A 22962-nucleotide genomic window follows, 5' to 3' on the forward strand; every position below is an offset into this window, starting at 1 on the left:
ACAGCATGGCCGACGACGTGAACGGACTCTCCGACAAGGCGCTCTCGATCTTCGCCTTCGCGGCCTATCACCGCCTCGTCAGCGGCGAGCGGGTCACCTCGGTGATCCGCAAGGACGGCGCCGGACACGAGGCCGACCCGCAGGGCGTGAAGGAGCTGGAGGCGCGCGGCCTCGTCACCGCCGGCGAGACCGATATCGCCCTGGGCGAGGCGGCGCAGCAGGCGGTCGAGACGATGGTCGCGGCCCTGCGCCAGGCGGTCGGGCGCTGAGGCGATGCGTCATGCGGGCGCCGCGGCGGCCATGTCCTTGATGCGCCAGAGGTAGCGCGCGAGGATCGAGCGGTACGGCGCGAAGGCCGCCGCCACGGCGCGCGTGTCGGCCTGGCCGGTCAGCCGACGCAGGCACCCGACCGCCGCAACGTCGCCCTCCGGCCAGATGTCCGGGTCGTGGAAATGGAAGATGCCGACCATGTCGGCCGTCCAGGGGCCGACGCCGCGGATACCGCACAGGATCGCCGCGCGCTCCGGATGCGGCAGCCCGGCCAGCTCGGGACCGAGCAGGCCCGCCGCCTCGGCCGCGACGATCGCCTGCAGGGCCCGGACCTTGTTGCCCGAGAGGCCGCAGGCCCGCAGGAGGTCCGGGTCTCCGGCCGCGAACAGGGCGCGCGGCGTGCCGGCGGCCGCGGCGGCGGCCGCCTCGATCCGCCCCCAGATCGCCGCGGCGGCCCGGGTGGAGAGCTGCTGGTTGACCACCTCGACGAACAGGCGCTCGGCGACGCAGGAATGCGCCGCCGGCTCGATCCGGATCGGGCCGGTCCGCTCCAGGGCGTCCCGCAGGGCCGGATATGGGCCGGCCGCCGGCAGGAGATGGGTGTGCAAAAGATCCAGGGTTTCCAAAGGGCTACGCCCTTTGGCGGGGTGCCGGGGCGAAGCCCTGGCGCATCGGGCGAAGCCCGACAGCAGGGCGCTGCCCTGCAGCCGCAAAAGGTCGCGGACCTTCTGAAACCCGGACCTTCAGGACGAACGACATGATGGGAAACGCGGATGGTGCGGGCATTCGATAACAGGCTCCTGGCGATGCGGCGATCGACGGGACGACCGCTCTGGCGGGCGTCATGACCCTCTTCTTCACCGCGGACACGCATTTCGGCGATCCGCACATCCTCCGGCACCAACGGGCCCGATTCGCTACGATCGAGGCCCATGACGAGACCCTGATCGCCCGGTGGAACGCCGTCGTCGGCCCCGGGGACAGCGTCTGGCACCTCGGCGACTTCGCCGCCCATGCGAGCCGCGCGCATTGTGCGGCGGTCTTCGCCCGGCTCAACGGGACGAAGCGCCTCGTCCGGGGCAACCACGATTCGAACCGCGTGCTGGACCTGCCCTGGGCCGAGCCGCCCGTGGACAGTGTCCGCCTGTCGATTCCGGACGCCGAGGGCCGGGAACACCGGCTGTTCCTGTCGCACTACGCCCACCGGGCGTGGCCGGGCCTCTGGCGGGCGACGCGCCATCTCTACGGCCACAGCCACGGCTGGCTCGCCGACACGACCCGGTCCTGCGACGTCGGCGTCGATGCCTGGGACGCGCGCCCGGTCACCCTCGACGCGATCCTGGCGCGTCAGGCGGCGGCCGCTCTCGTGCCGGAGGAACTCGCCACCCAGGGTCTGCGCTGATTCCCATACGGGATTCCCTCAGGAGGCCGCACCGCCATGACCGACACGCCCGCACCACCGCCCGGCTGGGCCGAGGCCGCCGTCCGGGCCGCGACCGAACTCGGGCTCGGGACCGCCTTCGCGGAGATGGCCCGGACGGACAGGGACCGGGTCCTCCGCCGCGCCGGGCAGATCCTCGCCGGACAGGGGCAGGCCCTGCCGCCCGGCTGGGAGCGCGCGCTGGCGCGGCTGCTCGGGGGCGATGATCCGGGTCGCGCCGACGAGACCGGCCGCCCGGCCGACGCCGCGTTGGCGCGCGACACGGCCGACACGGTACTCGCCGAGAAGGGCGAGGTGTTCGCACCCGAAGACGACGCCTGAAACGCCGGTGTGCACCGTCGGTCTCCTGGAAAACTCTGTGGCGTCCGGCGGTTGCCGTCGCCCGGGCCGGGGCCGATGTAGGGGGCATGCCCCAATCCGAATATCAGCGCGCCGCCCCGAGACCCATCAACACGCGATCCGCCGCACGGACTGGTCCCGACGGGGCGCCGGCCGCCCTGCGGGTGGTTCCGATTGCGGGCCGTCCGGTCCTCGACGCGCAGACGCGCGTCCGCCTCGGCCACGAGCTGCGCGCGCTGTACGATCCGGTGATCGACGAGGCTCTGGATCCCCGGCTGGCGGAGCTGCTGCTGCAGCTCGACGCGGACCGGGCGGGGAAGGCTTCGCGCTGAGGATCCTGTCGGACGCGTCCGCGCGTGCAGCCGAGAAGGGGGCTCCCATCGGCGGATCGGGGGGATGTCGCACCGATGGGAGCCGAGCCGAGCCGACGGATCGACCCAACCCGCTTCATGTCGCCCAAGTCTGCACCCGGGCGCTTTCACCTAAGTCAAATTTCCTGCTGAATACACGCGGATAAGCGACGAATTTGCGTATTCAGGGTTGAAGCTCTGCCGGGCAAGCCGGTCGGGAGCCGCATCCCGACAGGCGGCCTCCAGCTCTCGAACACGGATGACGCTCGGACGGGCCCAGGCCTCGGCCCGGTTTTCTTGGCCGCGGCGATCTTCAGGCGGTGGTGCCGGTCACCGACAGCATCACGCCGTCGTTGCCGATCTCGGCCCCGCTGTAGCCGAGCATCCGGGCGAGCTGCTCCCGGGCGCGCCAGACCCGGCTCTTCACGGTGCCGATCCGGCAGTTCATCACGGCGGCGGCTTCCTCGTAGCTCAGGTTCTCGATCGCCACGAGGACCAGCGCCTCCCGCATCATCGGTGCGAGCCGGTCGAGGGCGGCGCGCACGTCCTGCAGGTCGAGGTGCCCCCCCTGCTCGGGGATGCTGGTCAGCCGTTCGGCGTGGTTGCCGTCGGAATCCGCGATCTCGCGGCCCTGCTTGCGGTGCTGGCTGTAGAAGACGTTGCGCAGGATCGTGAACAGCCACGCTTCCAGGTTGGTGCCGGGGGTGAAGCCGCCCCGGCCGCGCCAGCCGCGCAGCAGCGTGTCCTGCACGAGGTCGTCGGCCGCCGCCGGGTCGCGGGTCAGCGAGACCGCGAAGCGGTGCAGCGCCGGCACCACCTCCAGCAGGCCGGCGCGGAACGTCGCCTCCCGCGCGCCCTCGGCCCGGGTAAGGGCGGTCTCGAGGCGGGCCAGGAGTTCGGCGAAGCGGTGCGAGGTGGCCCCCGGCGCCGGGCCGATCCGGTCGTAGGCATGGCCGAGCAGGGTGCCCAGATGGGCACGCACGGCCTCCGGCAGGCCGTGGCGGATGTCGTCGCGCGTATCCTCGGCAGATTCATCGGCGACATCCGCGACGCGATCCTCCAGCGAATCGGCCAAGGGGTCGGCCAGGGGGGCGCCCAAGGGATCGACAACGCGATCGAGGAGGGATGAGCCTTCGGGTGCGGGCATTCAGGTCCGGTCGTCGGCGATCGGGCCGGTCGTGCCCGCACGCGGTTGTCGCGCGCCGAGCCCGCCCATGCCGCAACATGGGTTAGCGGTTTGCCCGAACGCCCATCGGCCACGGGATTCCCATGGCTCGGTCTGCCCCCCAGCCCCCCGGCACCGGCGCCGCGCGAGCGCGGACCCGGATCGGCCCGGTCGAGGGCGCGGCCGGCCAGCGGGTTCTCCGCGCCGGGTTTCAACGGCGATGTTGCAACCGAAAGGCGAACCGTTGCCTGCGATAGGGCGTTCCCTGGACAAGTGCGGCCCTCGATCGCGTCCCCGGGCGCCTCGGAACCTCCGCTCAGCAGCCGTCCCAGAACGCGTCCCACAACCCCGCCCGGAATCCGCGATGCCCGTTCCCGAACCCGCCCGCTCCGAGGCCGCCGGTCCGCAGGGCCACGCATCGACGGTCTGGACGCTGGCGCTGGCCACCGCGCTGATCGGCCTCGTGGCCCTCCCGCGCCGGCCGGGCCGGCCGGCCCCGGACCAGAGCTCGGATCAGGATGGCGCCCGCCGGCCCTCCCCCTCGCATGAAGGCGGCGCGGCGCATGCCGTCGCCCGGACCGAGGCCGATCGCGGGCGCGGCGCCGCCACGCCCGCCGAGATCCCCGCCAAGGGCTGGAAGGACATCGCGCTGCGCACCTATCGCGCCATCGGCGAGAACCGGCTGTCGCTGATCGCGGCCGGCGTCACCTTCTTCACCCTGCTGGCGATCTTCCCCGCGGTGGCGGCCCTGGTCTCGTGCTACGGCCTCGTGGCCGACGCCTCGACCATCAACGCGCAGCTCGCCAGCCTCCAGGGTATCCTGCCCCAGGGCGCGCTGGAGATCGTCGGCGATCAGGTCAAGCGCCTGAACGAGCAGGGCGACACCACCCTGGGGTTCAGCCTGGTCTTCGGCATCGTCCTGTCGGTCTGGAGCGCCAATGGCGGCGTGAAGCACGTCTTCGACGCGCTCAACCTCGTCTACAACGAGCGCGAGCGTCGCAATTTCGTCGTGCTCAACCTCGTCTCCCTCGGCTTCACCGCGGGGGCGCTGCTGTTCCTGATCCTGGCGCTGTCCGCGGTGGTGGTGCTGCCGCTGGTGCTCACCTATGTCGGGCTCGGGGCCGACGCGTGGTGGCTGACGCTCCTGCGCTGGCCGGCTTTGTTCGTGGCGGTCCTGCTCGGGCTCGCCCTGCTCTATCGCTACGGCCCCAGCCGGGACGCGCCGCGCTGGCGCTGGGTCACGCCGGGGAGCGCGCTGGCGGCTTTGCTGTGGATCGCCGCGTCGCTGCTGTTCTCATGGTACGTCGCCCATTTCGGCAGCTACAACAAGACCTACGGCTCGCTCGGCGCGGCCATCGGCTTCATGACCTGGATCTGGCTCTCGACCATGATCGTGCTGGCCGGCGCCCAGCTGAACGCCGAGATGGAGCACCAGACCGCCGAGGACACCACCGTCGGCACGCCGCAGCCGCTCGGCACCCGCCGGGCGCGCATGGCCGATACGGTGGGCGCCGCCGCGGAGTAGCGCGCCGGCCCGTGGGGCCGGTGATCCGCCGGCTCAACCCCGGCAGGCGCAAGCAATGGCGGGTTCCGGGGCCGGCCCGGGTGAGGATTCGCGGGGCCTTGAGCCCGGCGTGACCGTCCCGGTTGGGTAAACTAACACAGGTTGGCGCGCGGTTCTCCGGTCCGGGCACAAGCGGATCAGGAACATCCGGATTTCGCGATCCGGAAGACCTTTTGCCGTCCGCCGATCGAAATATCCGTGCCTGACAACTTGATCGATACCTTCGACGGCACCGTCGCGTGCGCCGACCCGGCCGCGACGCTCCGGATGGTCGCCGGACCGGCGGCATGAGGCCGGTCCGCACCCGCCCCGCCGCGACCTGACCGGAGGCGGGCGTGGAGAATCCGTTCGTCCGGAAATTGGAGCGGCATGTCCGCCTCGCGCCCGAGGATCGCGCGACCCTCGTGGGGCTCGCGCGCCAGAACATCCGCCACGTCGCGGGCCGCCAGGACATCGAGGGGCCGCACAGCGATCCGTACCACACGCACCTGATCCTCGACGGCTGGGCCTGCCGCTACAAGCAGTTCCCGGATGGGCGGCGGGCGATCGTCGCCCTGCTCCTGCCGGGCGACCTGTGCGATCCGTTCGCGTTCCGCCGGGCGCGCATGGACCACGCCATCGGGGCGCTGACCCCCGTCACGGTCGCGCGGATCACCCCCGAGCAGATCGCCGACGCGGTCCGCGGCCGACCCGCCATCGAGGAGGGCCTGTGGCGGGAGACGCTCGCCACCACGGCGATCCACCGCGAGTGGATCGCCAGCGTCGGGCGCCGCTCGGCGATCGAGCGGCTGGCGCACCTGTTCTGCGAGCTGCACCTGCGGCTCACCTGGGCGGGTCTGGCGGACGGGACCAGCCTGCCGATGCCGGTGACCCAGCCGGACCTCGCCGACGCCCTCGGCCAGACCAGCGTGCACATCAACCGCACCCTCAAGGAGCTGCGCAGCAGCGGCCTCGTCGTCCTGCGCAGCCGGCGCCTGACGATCCGCGACCTCGACGGCCTGCGGGAGCGGGGGCTGTTCGACCCGGCCTACCTGCTGCCGGCTTGAACGGCGCGGGCGATACGCCGCGGCACCGGTCGGCCGTGCGTCCCGCGGCAAACCTTGCCTTGGGGCCGATGCGGCCGATCTCAGCGGTTGGGCCCGATCCGTGGCAGGCCGACCGGCAGACGATGCACATTCATCTCGACGCACTCGGCGGCGTGGCCGGCGACATGTTCGCCGCCGCCCTGCTGGACGCCTTCCCCGAGCATCAGGACGGCGTGGGCGCGAGCATCCGGGCGGTCGATGCCCGCATCGCCTGCGCGCTGCACCCGCACAACGACGGCATCCTGCGCGGCGCGCGCTTTTCCGTCTCGGGACCCGGCGACGCGCCCGAACACCGGCCCGATCATGGCCACCATCATCACCCGCACCACGGCCACGATCACGGCCATGCGCACGATCACGGCCACCGGCCCTGGTCGGAGATCCGCGCCGCGCTGACGGAAGCGGATCTCGCGCCCGCGGTCCGGGCGCAGGCGCTCGGCATTTTCGGGCACCTCGCCGACGCGGAGGCCCGGGTGCACGGCATCGCGGTCGACGCGGTGGCGTTCCACGAGGTCGGGGCCTTCGATTCGATCGCCGACATCGTGGCCGCCGCCCACCTGATCGCCGCGCTGGAGGTCCGGAGCTGGAGCGTCTCGGCCCTGCCGCTCGGCTCCGGCCGGGTGAGGACCCAGCACGGCCCCCTCCCCGTCCCGGCGCCGGCTACCACGCTGCTGCTCGACGGCTTCTCCACCCTCGACGACGGCGTCCCCGGCGAGCGCGTCACGCCCACCGGCGCGGCGATCCTGCGCCATCTCTGCGGCGACGACCCTGTCCGGGGCCGGCCCCGGGGCATCCTCGGGCGCACCGGCATCGGCTTCGGCACGAAGGTGCTGCCGGGCCTGAGCAACTGCCTGCGCGCCCTGGTGCTGGAGGACGGCACCGCCGCCGCGCCGGGCCGGCGGGATCTGGCGGTGATCGCCTTCGAGATCGACGACCAGTCCGGCGAGGATCTCGCCATGGGTCTCGACTGCTTGCGCGCCGAGCCCGGGATCCTCGACGTCGTGCAGGCCCCGGTCCTCGGCAAGAAGGGCCGGATGATGGCCCATATCCAGGCCCTGGTGCGGCCGGAGAGCCTGGAGGCGGCAATCGCGGCCTGCTTCCGGGAGACCACCACGATCGGCCTGCGTTACCACCGGGTGGAGGGCGCGGTGCTGGATCGGGAATCCCATACGGTCGAACAGGCGGGCCGGCCGGTCCGGGTGAAGGTCGTGGACCGGCCGGGTGGGCGCACCGCCAAGGCCGAGGCCGACGACGCTCGCGACCACGCGGGCCACGCGGCCCGGGCGAGCCTGCGCCGCGAGGCCGAGCGCCTCGCCTTGAAGCAGGAGCAGGAGGAGCGGTGACGCGTCAGAAGAATCTCGAAGCGGTCCTCGCCGGGCTTGGGCCCGTGGCGGTGGCGGTGAGCGGCGGGGTCGACAGCCTGACGCTCGCCACCCTCGCCCACCGGGTGGCGCCGGGGGCGGCCCTGATGGTCCACGCGGTCTCGCCGGCGGTGCCCGGGGAGGCGACCGCCCGCGTGCGCGCCGAAGGCGCCCGCGAGGGCTGGGATCTGCGGGTGATCGAGGCCGGCGAGTTCGCCGACCCGGCCTATCGGGCGAACCCGGTCAACCGCTGCTTCTTCTGCAAGACCAATCTCTACGGTGCGGTCCGGGCCGTCACCGACCGGCAGATCCTGTCGGGCGCCAACCGCGACGACCTCGGCGAGTACCGCCCCGGCCTCGACGCCGCCCGGGAGCACGGCGTCCGCCATCCCTACGTGGAGGCCGGGTTCGACAAGGCCGCCGTCCGGGCGCTCGCCCGCGACCTCGGCCTCGGCGCGGTGGCGGAGCTGCCGGCGGCGCCCTGCCTGTCGAGCCGGGTCGAGACCGGCATCCCGATCGAGCCGGAGATTTTGGGATTTATCCATTCCGTCGAGCAGTTGGTCGGCGGGGTGCTGGATACGGGTACGGATGCCAAGCGCGCGGTCCGCTGCCGGGTGCGCGCCGAGGGGGTGGTGGTGGAACTCGATCCCGGGAGCCTCGCGGCCCTCGACGCCGCAGGGCGCGAAACGCTCGGGGCCGGCATCCGGGCGCTCGCGCCGCCGCGTCTCGCCGGCCTTGTCCGCTTCGCCCCCTACCGGGTTGGCAGCGCCTTCCTGGTGCAGCAGGGAGAGGCCCGGTCGTGAGCGTCACGGAAGAATTCACCCTCGATTTCGCCCGGTCCGAGCGGATCGGGCTGGAGGAGGCGATCTTCTGCGCCGGCAAGAGCCCGGAGCAGATCGACGCGATCCTGGAGGCCGCCCGGGGGCGGGGCGCCTCGCTGCTCCTCACCCGCCTCGATCCGGAGAAGCGGGACCGGCTCAAAGCGCTCTCCGCCGAAGTGGACGCCGGTTCGGCGCAAGAGCGCGCATCACAACAGAGGTCTGCGGCCGCACGGCTCGACTATTGCCCAGTCTCGCGCACGGCCGTGTTCGGCGATGCGCCGCGGGTCACCGGCCCGGCCCGGGTCGCCGTGGTGGCAGCCGGCACCTCGGATGTGCCTGTCGCCCGCGAGGCCCTGCGGGTGTTGGCCTATGCCGGGCGGGCGGCCTCGCTCTTCGCCGATGTCGGCGTCGCCGGCCTGTGGCGGCTGACCACGCGGATCGAGGAGATCCGGGCACATCCGGTGGTGATCGTCGCCGCCGGGATGGATGCGGCGCTGCCGAGCGTCGTCGGCGGCCTCGTGGCGGGGGCGGTGATCGCGGTCCCGACCTCCGTGGGCTACGGCGTCGCGGCCGGCGGGCGCGCCGCCCTCGATGCCGTGCTGGCGAGCTGCGCGCCCGGCATCACGGTGGTCAACATCGACAACGGCTACGGCGCCGCCTGCGCCGCCCTGCGCCTGCTCCACGCGGCAGGACGCCTCGCCGCGGAGACCGAACGATGACCCGGCCCGACGCATTACCTCCCCTCACCCCGACATTCGCGAACGGAGACAGCCGATGGAACGCCGCAGCTTTCTACAGGGCGCCGTGCTCGGCGCAGGTCTTTCGGGCGCAAGCCTCGCGGGCGCCGGCAGCGCAGGTGCGGCCGTGAACGCCCCCGTTCTCCCCGGTAACCGCCCGCAGGACCCGGCCGACCTGCCCTTCGTCACCGATCCCGGCGAGCGCCGGGGCGAGATGCTCTATCGGACCTTCGGGAAGACGTCGGAAAAGATCTCCGCGATCGGCATGGGTGGGTTCCACCTCGGCAAGAGCGCCGTGACGGACGACGAGGCCACGCGGCTGATCCATGCCGGGATCGACCGCGGCATCACCTTCATGGACAATTGCTGGGACTACAACGACGGGCGCTCCGAGCTGCGCATGGGCGCGGCCCTGGCCCAGGGCGGCTACCGCGACAAAGTCTTCCTGATGTCCAAGATGGACGGGCGGACCAAGGAAGAGGCGATCAAGCAGATCGACCAGTCGCTCCTGCGCCTGCGCACCGACCGGATCGACCTCGTCCAGCACCACGAGATCCTGCGCTACGACGATCCCGACCGGGTCTTCGCCGAGGGCGGCGCCATGGAGGGGTTCCTGGAGGCCAAGAAGGCCGGCAAGCTGCGCTACATCGGCTTCACCGGCCACAAGGACCCGCGCATCCATCTGCAGATGCTGGAGGTGGCGGCCGAGCGCGGCTTCCACTTCGATTCCGTGCAGATGCCCGTCAACGTGATGGACGCGCATTTCCGCTCGTTCAGCCACCTCGTGCTGCCGTATCTGGTGCAGAACGGCATCGCGCCGCTCGCCATGAAGACGTTTGGCGACGGGGTGATCCTGAAGGCGGACGCGCCGATCAAGCCGATCGAGTACCTGCACTTCTCGCTGAACCTGCCGGTCTCGGTGGTGATCACCGGCATTCAGAATCAGCGCGACCTCGACCAGGCCTTCGAGGCGGTGAAGACCTTCAAGCCGATGGACAAGGCCACGGTCGCCGAGCTGCTGTCGCGGTCGAAGCCCTACGCGTTGGAGGGCAAGTACGAGCTGTTCAAGACGAGCGCGACCTTCGACGGCACCGCCAAGAACGCGGCGTGGCTGGGCGAGGACGTGCAGGGCGTGAAGAAGCTCGCGCCGACGATGGAGTAAGATGATTTCAGAACAGCGCGCTCTCCCTCCCCCGCAGTGGGGGGAGGGAGAGGTGTTGCATCTCACACCACATCCTCCAGCCGGATCGGCAGACTGCGGATCCGGCGGCCGGTGGCGTGGTGGACGGCGTTGGCGATGGCCGCGTTCACCCCGATGATGCCGAGCTCGCCCAGGCCCTTCAGGCCCAGCGCATCGACCTGATCGTCGGGATCGGGCACCAGCAGCGCCTCCATCTCCGGCGCGTCGGCCGCGGTGGGGACGAGGTACTCGGCCAAATCCGGGTTGCGATAGGCGGCGCCGTCCACCACCGTCTCTTCGAGCAAAGCCGAGCCGAGCCCCCAGATCATCCCGCCCATGAGCTGGCTCTTGGCGGTCAGCGGGTTGAGGATGCGGCCCGCCGCGAAGGCGCCGGTCAGCCGCGCCACCCGGATCTCCCCGGTCTCGGCATGGATATGAACCTCGGCGAACTGCGCGCCGAAGCCCCAGGACACGGCCTTGCCGCCCCCGCCGAGGGTGAGCCCGATATGGCCGCCGCGCAGGCCCTGGAGCGCCTTCTCCCGGTCGCCCCCTGCGGGCACGAAGTCCGCGACGGTTTCGACGCCCGCGGGGCCGACCGCCTCGGCAAGCGCGATCCCGCGCCCGTCCGGGCTGACGAGACGACCGCCCGCGAGGCGAAGGCTGCCCGGATCCCGGCCGGCAAGGCCCCCACCCTGCCCGGTCGCGGCCTGCGCCAGGGTCTCGCGGATCTGCCCGCAGCCGAGCGCCAGGGCGTTCATCAGGCTGGTGGTCGTGCTCGACCCGCCCGAGATGCCGGCCGCCGGCAGGTCCGTGTCGCCGAGCCGGACCGTCACCCGCTCGACCGGCACGCCGAGCCCGTCCGCCGCGCCCATGGCAAGCAGCGTGGTGATGCCGTTGCCGATCTCGTGGTGCGCGCAGGCCACCTCCGCCGACCCGTCCGGGCCGAGCCGGACCCGCATGGTCGCGGCGGCGATTTTTACGGGTCGCACCGAGGTCGCGCAGCCGAGGCCGACCAGCCAGGGACCGTCGCGCATCGCGCCGGGGCGGGCTACCCGGCGCGCCCAGCCGAAGGCCTCTGCCCCGGCCTCGAAGCAGGCCATCAGCGGCCGGGTCGAGAACGGCTTTCCCGAGACCGGATCGACCGCCGTGTCGTTGCGCCGGCGCAGTTCGATCGGATCCATGTTCAACGCGACCGCCATCTCGTCGACGGCGCTCTCCAGGGCGAACAGGAACGGCACCTCCGGCGGCGCCCGCATCGGCCCCGGCGTGTTGCGGTCGACCCGCACGGCCCGCTCCTCGGTGCGGATGTTCGGGCAGGCGTAGAGGCTCGCGGTCACTTCCGCGCCCTCCATGACGAAGGGATCGAAGCGCGACGTCACGGTCTCGGCTTCGTGGACCAGGGCGGTGAACCGGCCCGACCTGTCGGCGCCGAGCCGGATCCTGTGGCGCGATTCCGGCCGGTAATTGGCGATGGTGAAGCAGTGCCGCCGGCTCGGCACCAGGGAGACCGGCCGGCCGAGGCGCCGGGCCGCCAGGGCGACCAGCGCGGTGTGCTGCGACAGCGCGAATTTCGAGCCGAAATGGCCGCCGATCAGGCCCGCCACCACCCGCACCTGCGCGGGATCGAGGCCGAGCTGCGCCGCGAGCCCGTGCTGGACGGCGCCGACATAGCGGGTCGGCTCGTGGACGGTGAGCCGGTCGCCGTCCCAGGCGGCCCGGGTGGTGAACAGCTCGATCGGGTTGTGGTGCTGGACCGGGGTCTCGTAGCGCGCCTCGACGCGGATAGCCGCCTCCGCCAAGCCGGCCTCGGCGTCGCCCCGTTCGATGTCCTCGTGCTGGGCTTTCAGGTCGGCGAGGCGCACGGTCTCGGCGCCGGGGGCGTCGAAGCCGCCGGCGGCGGGCTCCTCGGCGTAGAAGACCCGGACCGCACCGGCCGCCGCCTCGGCGGCCTCCAGGGTCTCGGCGACGACCAGCGCCACGATCTGGCCGGCATACGCCACCGTGTCGGAGTCGAGGGGCCGGTGCGAGCTGTTGGCGTAGCCGCCGGCCATCAGGTGCTTCACCGGGGCCACCGCGCCGGAAAACTCCCGGTGGGTGAAGAGGGCGAGCAGGCCCGGCACAGCGCGCGCGGCGTCGCAGTCGAACCCGGTGATCCGGCCCCGGGCGATGGTGCTGGTGACCAGGGCGGCGTGGGCGGTGTTCGTCTCCGGGCCGATGCGGTCGGAGCTGTAGAGGGCCCGGCCGGTGACCTTGTCGGGTCCCTCGACCCGGGTATGCGGCCGGCCGAGATGGCCGTCGGTGTCCAGCGCGCCCGAATGCATGCCGCCCTCCCCATCCGCGGCCGTCGGGCCACCTGCAGGGAGGGAAGCGCCCCGGGGGCGGTTCGGCTCCCCGGGTGGGCCCGGGGGCGACAGGATGCAGCGGCCGCGCGACGGCGGGTCTACCCGTCGTGCCGGCCCGCCTTCACGGCCTCGGTCAGGATCGTGTTCATCCGGGTCTGCCAGCCTCGCCCCGTCGCCTTGAACGCATCCACCGTTGTGGGATCGAGCCGGATCGTCACCGGCACCTTCGGGGTGGCGGCGGCGGGGCGTCCTGCCTTGCGGACGGAGGAGACGGCGGCGAATTCATCCGCAGTCAGAACGTCGCGCGCCGGGCGCATCTCCCGAAGCTCGGCCTCCGTCAGGACGGGGGCGTCCGAGTCGGTCAGGGGCGGCTTGCGAGCCATAGCGCGCGTTCCTTGCGGTGGGCGGGACGGAGGGAGATCACGCGGAAGCCGTCCGCAGTCGGCGTGAACACCAGCATGACGGTGCGGCGGTTGATCAGGCCGATCGCCTGGAATCGACGTTCCGGATAGGGAAACCGCGTATCCTGGCGGACCAACGCCGTGTCGAAATCGAAGCCCTCGGCCATCTCGAAGGGCATGCCGCGCTCGTCGGCGTTCCTTTGGCTCTTCGCCGGGTCGAAGGTGATCGGCACACGGCCTTGATACACGCGCGCCGTACAGCCAGCAATAACTGTACGTACGAAAATTCACCGAAGAGTGGCGTCGGACCGATCGGCCTTTGCCTGTCGCGTGGTGTCAGCCGCGCTGATGACCCACCAGCGCGGCCGGGATCAGCTCAGTTCAAGACCTTCCCGTCCGGGCCGACCTTGACCTCCTGCTCCTTGTCGGTGCCGGCGACCTTGATCTCGTACTGGACCGCGGAACCGTCCTTCTCGACCTCGGCCTCGTAGGCCTTGCCGCCGCCGGCCTTCTGCTCGGCGATGGCGAGCGCGTCCTTCAGCGAGGTCTTGGCGTTCTGGAAGTCGGCGGCCTTCAGCCGGGTGAAGTAGCGCTCGAACGGCTGGTTCTCGGTCTTGTAGAGCGCGCCCGTGTCGGCATTGATGCCGTACTCGACGAGCTTGCCGCTCGGGTAGACGACCTTGATCGAGAAGTGGGCCGGATCCTTGCTGTCGGCCTTCTCGAAATCGGCGTCGATGGCGCGGCCGCCCTTCTCGTCGCCCTGCGCCTCGGCGGTTGTCAGCGCCTGGGCGAGGCCGACCTTGGCGAGCTTTGCGACCTGCCACTCCTTCAGGTTGCTGTCGGCCTTGGAGGCCGGCTCGGCGGGGGTGGAGGTGGCAGTCTGGGCCAGCGTGAGGCTCGTGGAGAGCGCGAGCAGGCCGGCGGCGGCGGCGAGACGGGTGATCATGGCGGGTGTCCCTTTTGCGGGTTCGTTCACGGGAGCGTGAAACGCCGGGGCCGCAAGTCCGGTTGCCCGGGACGGGAAAAAAAGCCGCCCGGGGTCGGGGTGGTGCCGCCCCGCCCCCCGCCTGTATGAGGAGCGGCCCATGAGGACCTGCTTATGAGGACTTGCCTATGACCGGACACGAACCCGAGCCGCTGGACGAGTTCACGCGCCTGCACGCCAAGCTCTCCGCCCTGGAGATCGTGCTGGGCGTCCTGATCGGGCGCCTGTCGGAGGAGAATCCCGAGATCCGCGAGGACGTGAAGCGCGATGTGGCGGCGATCCTGTCCGACATGCCGATCGACGGCCCGAGCGAGGAGATGATCGCCGAGGAGGTCCGCCGGGCCGCCGGGGTGCTCACCAGCGTCTCGATCGGCTGAACCCCGGTCGGTGGATCCCAAAGGGCAAGCCCTTTGGCGGGGTGTCGGGGCAGCGCCCCGACGCTGGGTCCTCGCCTTCAGCGCGGCGGCATCCGCAGCGCCCCGTCGAGGCGGATCGTCTCGCCGTTGAGCATCGGGTTCTCGCAGATGTGCCGGACCAGGGCGGCGTATTCGGCCGGCCGGCCGAGCCGCGGCGGGAACGGCACGCTTTGCCCGAGCGTGTCCTGCACCTCCTGCGGCAGCCCGGCCATCATGGGCGTCTCGAAGATGCCGGGCGCGATCGTCACCACCCGGATGCCGTGCCGGGCGAGTTCCCGGGCGATCGGCAGGGTCATCGCGGCCACCCCGCCCTTCGAGGCCGCGTAGGCGGCCTGCCCGATCTGGCCGTCGAAGGCCGCGATCGAGGCGGTGTTGACGATCACGCCCCGGGCGCCGGTCTCGTCCGGCGCCTCCCGGGCGATCGCGTCGGCGGCCAGCCGGATCATGTTGAAGGTGCCCACGAGGTTGACCGTGACCGCCCGGGCGAAGCTGTCGAGCCGGTGCGGCCCGTCGCGGCCGACCACCCTCTCGCCCGGCGCGATCCCGGCGCAGTTCACCAGCCCGTGCAGGTGCCCGAACGCGTCGAGCGCCGTCCGGACCGCCGCCGCGCCATCGTCCTCGCGGGTGACATCGGTCTCGGCGAAGCGCGCCGCCGTGCCGAGTTCCGCCGCGACCCGAGCGCCGGATTCCCGGGCGATGTCGGCCAGCACCACCCGGGCGCCCGCCGTCACGAGGCCGCGTGCCGTCGCCTCCCCCAGGCCCGAGCCCGCCCCGGTGACGATGAAGACGCGATCCTGAATCATTCCGGCCTCCCCCAATGGTCCCGGCCGCCCCGCGCGCACCGCGCCCGGCCCTGACGGACCCGACCTAAAGCCCTGCCCGATCGCGTTGCAATCGGGCGTGGCTCTCAGCCCGTGTCGTGGCGCGCGCTGTTGCGCCGAACCGGTGTCCCCGTCGTCGGAGCAGGCTCTGACGGGGGCCGAAAGCCGCCCACGCCGACGCCGGAACATCGGCGCGACAGTTGACGTGTGAAAAATTCCCACATAAAAGTCCGACCGATCGCAGCGCTGTATTGGTTTGTATTTCCGTCTGTTTCCAGCGCGTCGATACAGACTCGAAAAATACTCCGGCCCGTGTTTTCGGTCGAAGATCGTCGACCCGCCGCACCGAAAGCCCAGCCCTCCGCCCCGACCTGCCGGGCGGCCGATGCCTCACGCCTTGCACAGGACAGCCCATGCGCGCCCCCTGGTTCGAGACCGTCGCCCGCCGCTGGTGTCATCGCCGGCTCGTCGGGCGGCACCGGGCGGCGCGGTCTGCGGGGATCCGCGCCGCCCTGCGCGCCGCCACGCCGGACAGCGTGCTTCTGGTGGGCAATTCCCACGCGGAATCCATCGGGACCCCGGATCTCGGCGGCCGGCCCAGCCTCAACATCGCGGTCGGCGGCAGCACCGCGGCCGATTGCGCCCGGCAGCTCACGGATCTGCACCGGACGGTCTTGCACCGGGCGGACCTGCGCGTGCCGGTTCGCTGCGCAGCCTCCGTGCTAATCATCGGCACCAACGACATCCTGCGCTGGCGCCATCCGGAGCGGGCCCGGAGCGCCGATCGGTTCGCCGCGGAGGTCCGGCGCATCCTGGGCTTCCTGGAGGCGTGGTCGGGGCAGGTCTTCGTCGCCGCCGTCCCGCCGGTCGGCGCCTGGGCGACCGGTCGGGATCCGGCGGCCGTCGCGATCGTCTCGGACCGGCTCGCGGCGCTCTGTGCCGAGCGGGGCCACGCCTTCTTCGACCCGTTCGCCGCCCTGCGCGACGGCCCCGGGGGACGCGCCGGATCGGGCCTCTACCGGGACGGCGTGCACATGGCCGATTACACCCGCCTGGCCGCCGAAATCGCCCGGCTGGCGGTGATCGATCCGCTGCCGGCCGCTCCGCCCGCCCGCCGCCCGGCCGGGCCCAGCCCGGTGGCCAATCTCCGGGTCCTCCGCGCGGCCTGGACCGGCCGTCCGTGAGGGGCCTTGCGGGGATTGTCGCCTGCCTGCGCTCCTCCGGACCGTCCGCGGCGGGGTAGGGCCGGGCCGGCTCCTGCGGCGCTGGAGGCGGGCTTCACGGCGGGCAGCACTATCCCCACCGTGTGAGACGCCCGCCTCACGGCGGGCTCGTGCCCAGCAGGATCGGCGCGCAGACCGCCCGGAAGCCCGCCCGGGTCGCGAGCGCCGCGAGGGCGCCACCGGCCGGGCCATGCGGGAAGACGTGCAGGAACACCCGGGTTGCCCCGCGCGCCCGCGCCGCGTGTAAAGCCGCGCGGGTCACGGCGGTGCCCAGGCCCCGGCCTTGCCGATCGACCCGGGTGCCGAGGTTGTACAGCCCGGCCATGTCGCCGCGCAGGTAGAGGCTCGCGCAAGCCGCCGGGCCGGCGGCGTCGCGCAGGACGAGGTGGAGCGGCGCGAGGCCGGGCCGCGCCTTGGCCGCCCGCAGGGCCGGCAGGTAGGTGCGGCGCAGATGCGTCCGCACGGCCGGGTCGTCCGACAGGTTGGCGAAGACGCCCTCGAAATCCGGTCCCGGCGCGGGGGTGGCCTGGAGGGTGACCGCGCCGTCCGCCGGGGATGGCGCTGGCGGCGGCCGCGCCACCATCCAGCGCGCCGGGCGGAGGATCGCGGGCTCGAACAGAGCGCGCAGCAGGGCGACCTCCTCGGCATCCCGGGCCAGGAAGGCCGGCGCCCGGTCGCGTCCCAGGGCCGCCGCCCCCGCCCAGGCGAACTGGTCGGGCCGGCGCACCCCGTAGGCGAAGTTCAGGGTCGGGTCCGGAATGCTCCGCGACCAGACGTAGCCGGCGCCCCCGGGTCCGTGCGCGACGCCGTCGATCAGGGATCCCGTGAGGGCCGCCACATGGGCGTCGCGCAGGGCCTCGAAGGCCGGATCGCCATCCCGCATGGTCAGGCGGCCGGTCCGCCACGGGCCTGCGCCGGGCGATCGAGCCGGCCCCGGGAGCGCTGCGGCGGCATCCCCGCCCGCGGCCCGATGGCCGAACCCGGTGCCCGCGCCGCCCGCGTCTTGCTCAGGTTGCAATCCCGGATCGTCAATCCCGCCCTCGTGGTGCTCGTGATGAAGCCGGGGCTATCATGCACAGCGCTGGCGCAACAACGTTTATCTTCCAGAATTGGAATGGTTAAAATGTGAGATCTTTTGTAATACACGATCAGACATCAGCACAGATACTGATTTTATGGCCTGCAGGTGTGAGCGAGATCTGATGTCGAACCGCCGGCCGGCGCCGCGCAGGTCGGTCCACGGCGCGCCAGGAGGCGGGCGGCCGTGTATGCTGAAGCTCCGCGATTCGGGGCGGGCTGCGCGTGCGGACCGTCAGCCTGCGCGCGTGACAGGAGAACCCGTGCGGCGATGCCGTCCTTCGACACGCCCGTTTCGGTCGGAGCCTTCGCGCTGCTGGTCTTCGCCTTCGCGGTGAAGCAACTCGGGGCGGATTTCCTGCTCCAGAACACCTGGATGGCGCACGGCAAGGACCGGGCCTCGGCCTGGCTCCTCCCGCTCTGTGCCCATACCGGCCTTCACGGCCTGGGCACGCTGCTGATCACGCTGCCGGTCAAGCCGGCCCTGTGGTGGCTGGCGCTGGTGGATTTCGCCGTGCACACGGCCATCGACCGCGGCAAGGGCCTGATCGGCCAGCGCACGCACTTCCCGCCCGGCGACACCTGGTTCTGGTGGCTGATCGGCATCGACCAGTTCCTGCATCAGGTGACCCATATCGGGCTGGCGGCGATCCTGGCCGTGGCCTGAGCCGCGGGGCGGCCTCGACCGCGCTGTGCCCGTCGTCGTCGCGCGCGCTCCCAGTCGGAGCGGATACCGGTTCGGCGCGAGAGCGCGCGTCACGACCTGGGCACGACTCCAGGGCGGCGCAGCGCCGTGTCGTCAGCGGAAGAGGTTCGCGGGCACCGGCGGGCTCGCATTGAGCAGCGTGATCGTCACCCGTCGGTTCGGCGCGATGTAGGGATTGTCGGGGAAGACCGGCTCGGTGTCGGCGCGGCCCACCACGGAGACGAAGTTGTCGTTGGGCACCCCGGCGCCCGCCAGGATCTCGCGCACGGCGAGCGCACGCCCGGCCGTGAGGGTCCAGGGTTCGCCGGCCCGCGCCGAGCCCGGACGCGCGGCGGCCGTGTGGCCGGTGACCGTCAGGCGGTTGGGCAGCCGGCGCAGGGTGGGCGCGAGCGCCTCCAGCACGCGACGGGTGCGCTCGTAGGGGTCGACGGCGCCCTCGCGGAACATGGAGCGGCCGTCCTGGTCCACGAGGGACACGTCCACGCCGTCCTTGGTCGGCTCGATCACGATGTTCTTCGACAGCTCGGCGATGTCGGGCATGTCCTGAAGGGCCTGCCGGAGGCTGGCGATGGCGCTGTAATTGGCCTGCGCGTCGGCGGCCGCACGGCTGGCCTCGCGATCGCTGGCGCGGCCCGGACTGTTCGGGCGCGCCTTGTCCTCCTGCTCGGCGGAGCCCCGCTCCGCGTCGCGGGGCGTGGACGCCTTGTTGCCCGACGTGTCCAGGGCTCTGCCATACATGATTCCGCCCGCGCCGCTGGTGGCCGGGCTCAAAGCCGCCGGTGCGAAGTATTCCGCCAGACCGACCTTCTGCTCCTGCGTCGTCATGCTGATCAGCCACATCAGCAGAAAGAACGCCATCATGGCGGTCACGAAGTCCGCATAGGCGATCTTCCAGGCCCCGCCGTGATGGGCATGGGCGGCCTTCTTGACCTTCTTGATGATGATGATCGGCGGGGTGGGCGTGGCCATCAAGTCCCTGCTGGAGACGGAGTCAGGTCTAGGCGGGCAGAGCGGCGGTGGCCGCTTCCACTTCGTTGAAGGTCGGGCGGACGTCGCTCATCAGGGACTTGCGGGCGAATTCGACCGCCATCACCGGCGGCTGGCCGCCGATATGGGCGAGAAGACCCGCCTTGAGTGAAATGTAGTATTTGGATTCGGCCTCGAAGAGGCCCTTGAGCGACTGCGCCATGGGCCCGAAGAAGCCATAGGCGACGAAGACGCCGAAGAAGGTGCCGACCAGCGCGCCGCCGATCAGATGCCCCAGCACCTCCGGCGGCTCCTTGATCGCCCCCATCGTCTTGATCACGCCGAGCACGGCGGCCACGATGCCGAGCGCCGGTGTTCCGTCGGCGAGCGCCTGCATGGCCGAAACGACACGCTCCTGCTCCTGGTGGTGGGTCTCCAGTTCCTCATCCATGAGGGCGTCGATCTCGTGGACGTTGTTGGCGCCCAGCGTCACCATGCGCATGTAGTCGCAGACGAACTCGACCGCGTGATGGTTCGCCGCGAAGGTCGGGAAGGCGTTGAACAGCGTCGACTCGCCCGGATCCTCGATGTGCGGCTCGAGCGCCATCGCACCCTTCGACTTCGCAAGCTTGAACAACGAATACTGCATTCCCAGCAGTTCGACATAGGATTGCTGCGTGTATTTGGGGCCCTTGACCAGCGTGCCCAGCATGGCGGGCACGGCCTTGAGCACCGGCCCGGTGTTGCCGATGATGAAGGCACCGATCGCTGCACCGAGGATGATGACGAACTCGAACGGCTGCCACAGGACGGCCAGGTGGCCGCCCATCGCCGCGTAGCTGCCGAAGACGCAGGCGAAGACGATCAATGTGCCGACGATCAGCCGCATGAAGTGCCATCCTTGCGCAGCGGCCGTTATAGCCGGCGCGAAGTTACCAAGATCTGGCAAATCACTGATTTTGGTTAACGGCGCGTTTAGAGCCTGTTCGGCCCGGGTTTCCAAAGGACCTCGCCCTTTGCAGGATGCTCAGGGCAGACCCCTGAGAGCTTGGCCTTGAGACGTCGACCCGGGCTCTGCCCTGGACCCGCGAAAGGTCTCGACTGTTCGGAACCAGAACTGGAGCGCGGCGGCCCGGACACCGAAACCGGGACGCGGCTCAGTGCAGCTCGACCTCGAGCAGCCGGTTCGTGTCGGTGAGCTTGCCGGCCAGTTCGAGGATCAGGAAGCGCTGGACGCGCAGCGCGAGGTCGGGGCGCTCCCGCTCCATGCGGGCGAGGCCGTCCCGGTCGATGCCGACGACCCGGCAGGGGGTCTCGGCCACCGCCGTGGCGGTCCGCTGGCCGCCCCGCACCAGCGCGACCTCGCCGATCACCGTGCCGGCCGCCGTGGTGCGCAGGCGCATATGCGGGCGCCCCGGCACCGCGATCTCGATCGAGATGAGGCCCTGTTCGAGGAAGTACAGGGCGTCGGCCGCCTCGCCCTGGCGCATCAGCGTCGCGCCGGTCTCGAGGTCGCGGACGGTCAGGTAGGGCGCCAGCTCCCCGGGCTCGATCGTGCAGCCCAGCTGATCCGACAGGTGCCGGGCGAAAGGCGCGCCCGCGCCGGCCTCGGGGATCCCCGCCTCCGCCAGCAGGATCGCCTCCGCGTCCCGCAGGGCCTCGTCGAGGGTCGGCAGAGTGCGGATCCGCGGCCCGGCCGTGAGGCCGTTGCGCGCGAACTGCCGGAGCATCGTCGGCCCGAGATGGGCCAGGAGCACGTCGAAGCCGCGCGCCTCGGCGCGCTGCCCGATCTTGCGGAACGCCACGAGGGCCGAGCTGTCCAGCCCGACGCAGTCCCGGAAGTCCAGGATCAGCACCCGCAGGGTCGGGGCCTCCGCGGCGACCCGCCGGTGGATCGCCTGGCCGTTGAGGAAGAACAGGAAGCCCTGCAGCGTGTAGATCCGCGTGCGGCTTCCGGCCTCGCGCAGCCGGGCGGCGGTCTCCGGCGCGCGGATGATGCTTCCGCGGAAAGAGTATCCAAACAAGTCCACGTTTGTCAATTAAGTCACTGATAAACTGAAATCTTCCCGAATCGTTTGTCCAAAGGCGTCCGCCAGCGTTTGGACAAATCCGCGCTTCTGATGTGGGTAGAAGAGTGGGTTGGAATGCTGTGCTGGGTAAGCTGACGGCCCTTGGTGGTACCAAGCTCAAGACCCTTGGCATGTACGGGGATGGAGGTTGCCTGTGGCTTCAAATTAACGGCAACGGTGCCGAGAGTTGGATCTTCCGGTTCATGCCAACCGGTAAATCGCGTGAGGTGGGCCTGGCTCGACTGGCACGTTCTCGTTGGCCGAAGCATGTGACAAAGCTCTGACGTGCCGCAAGCTCTGCCACGAGGGAATCGACCCGATCGAAACTCGCCGTCAGCAGCGCCAAGCGGCGGCCCTCGAATCAGCGCGTGCCATGACCTTTCGGCAATGCGCCTCAGCCTACATCGAATCACACAAGGCGGGTTGGCGAAACAAGAAACACGGCGCTCAATGGCTCGCCACCCTCGAAGCTTACGTGCATCCCATCTTCGGTGATTTGTCGGTTCAGGCGATCGACACCGGTCTCGTGATTAAGGCGATCGAGCCGATCTGGGCCACGAAGCCAGAAACCGCCGTCCGCGTGCGTGGTCGAATTGAGTCGATCCTCGATTGAGCAAAGGCCCGGGGTTTCCGAGCTGGTGAAAACCCGGCGCGTTGGCGAGGGCATCTTCAGAACCTCCTGCCCCGCAAAACCAAAATTCAGCGCGTCACCCGCCACCCTGCCCTCCCCTTCGCTGAGGTGCCGGACTTCCTGCGACGCGTTGCCGAGCAACCGGGCATCGCAGCACGACTCCTGATGTTCACGGTCCTAACCGCTGCGCGCACCGGCGAGGCACTCGGCGCCCGATGGTGCGAGTTCGACCTAGCGGCCGGAACCTGGACTGTGCCGGCCGAACGGATGAAGGGCGGTGTTGAGCATCGAGTGCCTCTCTCTGCCGCCACGCAAGCGATCCTCGCTGAAATGGCCGTGGTGCGTACCAGCGAATTCGTCTTTCCTGGCGGCCGGTATGATCGTCCACTAAGCAATATGGCGATGTTGGTGCTGTTGCGGCGCATGGACCGTGGTGACTTGACCGTTCACGGCTTTCGATCCTCATTTCGAGATTGGGCTAGCGAAACCACGCACTACCCATCCGAAGTCGTAGAGATGGCGCTGGCGCATGTCGTTGAATCGAAGGTTGAACGGGCTTATAGACGGGGTGACTTGTTCAAGAAGCGACGTAAATTGATGGGCGATTGGGCTAGTTTTTGTGAATTTTTATCAAAAAATAGTTTGAGTTTTTAAAAGCAGAATTTTGTCAATTCGGTGCTTGCCTTAGTTTTTGTTCGGCAGCACGCCAATTCATACCGACGAAGCGCCGCACCTAACCCAAGGCGCGGCCATTCGCACGATATGGATCCAGGCTATGTTCAACGACACGGTCCCGACCTTTCGGTTAAACCGACCTCGGCCCCCCTCCCCTTCAGCACTGCCGCTGCGACGCACCGAGCCGGCGAAGGCGCCTAGTGCACTGACTCAGACGGATGGTTCAGGGGATCGGCTGACGGCGGCTAGGATGTCGGTGGCGGGTTTGGTCCAGACGAAAGGTCTGGCGCGCCGGTTGTGCTCGGCGATGTAGCGTTTGATCGCCGCCTGAAGGTCG

At 70.7% G+C, this 22962-nt stretch carries 24 protein-coding genes and 2 pseudogenes; 14 read left to right on the forward strand and 12 right to left on the reverse strand.

Annotation, left to right across the window (positions count from 1 at the left end):
• The first annotated feature begins 5 nt into the window (after window positions 1–5).
• Window positions 6–269, forward strand: coding sequence for a hypothetical protein (locus MKK84_RS34690; RefSeq protein ID WP_243927503.1), 264 nt, complete (start codon window positions 6–8; stop codon window positions 267–269).
• A gap of 9 nt (window positions 270–278) precedes the next feature.
• Here MKK84_RS34690 and MKK84_RS34695 read toward each other — a convergent pair whose 3' ends face one another.
• The gene (locus tag MKK84_RS34695; protein WP_313899393.1) at window positions 279–863 is read right to left on the reverse strand and encodes a DNA-3-methyladenine glycosylase 2 family protein; all 585 of its coding nucleotides are present in this window, start codon (window positions 861–863) and stop codon (window positions 279–281) included.
• A gap of 251 nt (window positions 864–1114) precedes the next feature.
• Between MKK84_RS34695 and MKK84_RS34700 the strand changes: the two genes are divergently transcribed.
• The 3 genes from MKK84_RS34700 (at window position 1115) to MKK84_RS34710 (ending at window position 2382) form a co-directional block, all read left to right on the forward strand.
• Window positions 1115–1672, forward strand: a complete 558-nt coding sequence (locus MKK84_RS34700; protein ID WP_243927507.1) for a metallophosphoesterase — start codon at window positions 1115–1117, stop codon at window positions 1670–1672.
• Between the two features lie 36 nt (window positions 1673–1708).
• Complete coding sequence (locus MKK84_RS34705; RefSeq protein ID WP_243927509.1) at window positions 1709–2032, forward strand: hypothetical protein; 324 nt, start codon at window positions 1709–1711, stop codon at window positions 2030–2032.
• A gap of 86 nt (window positions 2033–2118) precedes the next feature.
• Window positions 2119–2382 carry a hypothetical protein gene (locus MKK84_RS34710; protein WP_243927510.1) on the forward strand — a complete coding sequence of 88 codons (264 nt, stop codon included), beginning with the start codon at window positions 2119–2121 and terminating at the stop codon, window positions 2380–2382.
• A 331-nt stretch (window positions 2383–2713) separates the two neighbouring features.
• Here the strand turns inward: MKK84_RS34710 and MKK84_RS34715 are convergent, their stop codons facing one another.
• Entirely contained in the window at window positions 2714–3547 is an 834-nt protein-coding gene (locus tag MKK84_RS34715) for a sigma-70 family RNA polymerase sigma factor (RefSeq protein WP_243927512.1), read from the reverse strand.
• 382 nt (window positions 3548–3929) lie between these two features.
• Between MKK84_RS34715 and MKK84_RS34720 the strand changes: the two genes are divergently transcribed.
• The 6 genes from MKK84_RS34720 (at window position 3930) to MKK84_RS34745 (ending at window position 10295) form a co-directional block, all read left to right on the forward strand.
• On the forward strand, window positions 3930–5090 hold the full coding sequence (locus MKK84_RS34720; protein WP_243927514.1) for a YihY/virulence factor BrkB family protein: 1161 nt from the start codon (window positions 3930–3932) through the stop codon (window positions 5088–5090).
• Window positions 5091–5464: 374 nt separating this feature from the next.
• A complete protein-coding gene (locus MKK84_RS34725; protein ID WP_243927516.1) occupies window positions 5465–6175 on the forward strand; it encodes a Crp/Fnr family transcriptional regulator in 711 nt (236 codons plus the stop codon).
• Between the two features lie 122 nt (window positions 6176–6297).
• Complete coding sequence (locus tag MKK84_RS34730; RefSeq protein ID WP_243927553.1) at window positions 6298–7557, forward strand: LarC family nickel insertion protein; 1260 nt, start codon at window positions 6298–6300, stop codon at window positions 7555–7557.
• Window positions 7554–8378, forward strand: coding sequence for an adenine nucleotide alpha hydrolase (locus MKK84_RS34735; protein ID WP_243927518.1), 825 nt, complete (start codon window positions 7554–7556; stop codon window positions 8376–8378). Before MKK84_RS34730 ends, MKK84_RS34735 begins: the two co-directional genes overlap by 4 nt.
• The gene (gene larB, locus MKK84_RS34740; RefSeq protein ID WP_243927520.1) at window positions 8375–9115 is read left to right on the forward strand and encodes a nickel pincer cofactor biosynthesis protein LarB; all 741 of its coding nucleotides are present in this window, start codon (window positions 8375–8377) and stop codon (window positions 9113–9115) included. The genes MKK84_RS34735 and larB overlap by 4 nt, the downstream gene beginning before the upstream one ends.
• A gap of 55 nt (window positions 9116–9170) precedes the next feature.
• Window positions 9171–10295 (forward strand): aldo/keto reductase, encoded by a 1125-nt coding sequence (locus MKK84_RS34745; protein WP_243927522.1) that lies wholly within the window; start codon window positions 9171–9173, stop codon window positions 10293–10295.
• Window positions 10296–10357: 62 nt separating this feature from the next.
• Here the strand turns inward: MKK84_RS34745 and MKK84_RS34750 are convergent, their stop codons facing one another.
• The 4 genes from MKK84_RS34750 to MKK84_RS34765 all read right to left on the reverse strand — a co-directional run bounded on the left by MKK84_RS34750 (window position 10358) and on the right by MKK84_RS34765 (window position 14002).
• A complete protein-coding gene (locus MKK84_RS34750; protein WP_243927524.1) occupies window positions 10358–12634 on the reverse strand; it encodes a xanthine dehydrogenase family protein molybdopterin-binding subunit in 2277 nt (758 codons plus the stop codon).
• 119 nt (window positions 12635–12753) lie between these two features.
• The gene (locus MKK84_RS34755; protein WP_243927526.1) at window positions 12754–13038 is read right to left on the reverse strand and encodes a BrnA antitoxin family protein; all 285 of its coding nucleotides are present in this window, start codon (window positions 13036–13038) and stop codon (window positions 12754–12756) included.
• Window positions 13017–13304, reverse strand: coding sequence for a BrnT family toxin (locus tag MKK84_RS34760; RefSeq protein ID WP_313899392.1), 288 nt, complete (start codon window positions 13302–13304; stop codon window positions 13017–13019). Before MKK84_RS34760 ends, MKK84_RS34755 begins: the two co-directional genes overlap by 22 nt.
• 128 nt (window positions 13305–13432) lie before the next feature.
• The gene (locus tag MKK84_RS34765) at window positions 13433–14002 is read right to left on the reverse strand and encodes a PepSY domain-containing protein (RefSeq protein WP_243927530.1); all 570 of its coding nucleotides are present in this window, start codon (window positions 14000–14002) and stop codon (window positions 13433–13435) included.
• Between the two features lie 167 nt (window positions 14003–14169).
• Between MKK84_RS34765 and MKK84_RS34770 the strand changes: the two genes are divergently transcribed.
• Entirely contained in the window at window positions 14170–14418 is a 249-nt protein-coding gene (locus tag MKK84_RS34770; RefSeq protein ID WP_243927532.1) for a hypothetical protein, read from the forward strand.
• A gap of 77 nt (window positions 14419–14495) precedes the next feature.
• Here MKK84_RS34770 and MKK84_RS34775 read toward each other — a convergent pair whose 3' ends face one another.
• Window positions 14496–15260, reverse strand: a complete 765-nt coding sequence (locus tag MKK84_RS34775) for a 3-hydroxyacyl-CoA dehydrogenase (RefSeq protein ID WP_243927534.1) — start codon at window positions 15258–15260, stop codon at window positions 14496–14498.
• A 431-nt stretch (window positions 15261–15691) separates the two neighbouring features.
• Here MKK84_RS34775 and MKK84_RS34780 point away from each other — a divergent pair, with 431 nt between their 5' ends.
• The gene (locus MKK84_RS34780) at window positions 15692–16462 is read left to right on the forward strand and encodes an SGNH/GDSL hydrolase family protein (RefSeq protein ID WP_243927536.1); all 771 of its coding nucleotides are present in this window, start codon (window positions 15692–15694) and stop codon (window positions 16460–16462) included.
• A gap of 136 nt (window positions 16463–16598) precedes the next feature.
• On the opposite strand, the gene MKK84_RS34785 is transcribed toward MKK84_RS34780, so the two are convergent.
• Window positions 16599–17519: a GNAT family N-acetyltransferase gene (locus MKK84_RS34785; RefSeq protein ID WP_243927538.1), complete on the reverse strand. Its 921-nt coding sequence runs from the start codon at window positions 17517–17519 to the stop codon at window positions 16599–16601.
• 330 nt (window positions 17520–17849) lie between these two features.
• On the opposite strand from MKK84_RS34785, the gene MKK84_RS34790 reads away from it, so the two are divergent.
• On the forward strand, window positions 17850–18245 hold the full coding sequence (locus MKK84_RS34790) for a DUF3307 domain-containing protein (RefSeq protein ID WP_243927540.1): 396 nt from the start codon (window positions 17850–17852) through the stop codon (window positions 18243–18245).
• Window positions 18246–18377: 132 nt separating this feature from the next.
• Here the strand turns inward: MKK84_RS34790 and MKK84_RS34795 are convergent, their stop codons facing one another.
• The 3 genes from MKK84_RS34795 to MKK84_RS34805 all read right to left on the reverse strand — a co-directional run bounded on the left by MKK84_RS34795 (window position 18378) and on the right by MKK84_RS34805 (window position 21274).
• Window positions 18378–19253 carry a flagellar motor protein MotB gene (locus MKK84_RS34795; protein ID WP_243927542.1) on the reverse strand — a complete coding sequence of 292 codons (876 nt, stop codon included), beginning with the start codon at window positions 19251–19253 and terminating at the stop codon, window positions 18378–18380.
• Window positions 19254–19281: 28 nt separating this feature from the next.
• On the reverse strand, window positions 19282–20253 hold the full coding sequence (gene motA, locus MKK84_RS34800; protein WP_243927544.1) for a flagellar motor stator protein MotA: 972 nt from the start codon (window positions 20251–20253) through the stop codon (window positions 19282–19284).
• A gap of 154 nt (window positions 20254–20407) precedes the next feature.
• Window positions 20408–21274: a cyclic nucleotide-binding domain-containing protein gene (locus tag MKK84_RS34805; RefSeq protein ID WP_243927546.1), complete on the reverse strand. Its 867-nt coding sequence runs from the start codon at window positions 21272–21274 to the stop codon at window positions 20408–20410.
• Window positions 21275–21450: 176 nt separating this feature from the next.
• On the opposite strand from MKK84_RS34805, the pseudogene MKK84_RS34810 reads away from it, so the two are divergent.
• Window positions 21451–22604, forward strand: a pseudogene (locus MKK84_RS34810) (tyrosine-type recombinase/integrase).
• A gap of 231 nt (window positions 22605–22835) precedes the next feature.
• Here the strand turns inward: MKK84_RS34810 and MKK84_RS34815 are convergent.
• Window positions 22836–22962, reverse strand: a pseudogene (locus MKK84_RS34815) (IS630 family transposase); the annotation flags it as partial.

The organism is Methylobacterium sp. E-065 (assembly GCF_022829605.1).
Taxonomy (GTDB): Bacteria; Pseudomonadota; Alphaproteobacteria; order Rhizobiales; family Beijerinckiaceae; genus Methylobacterium.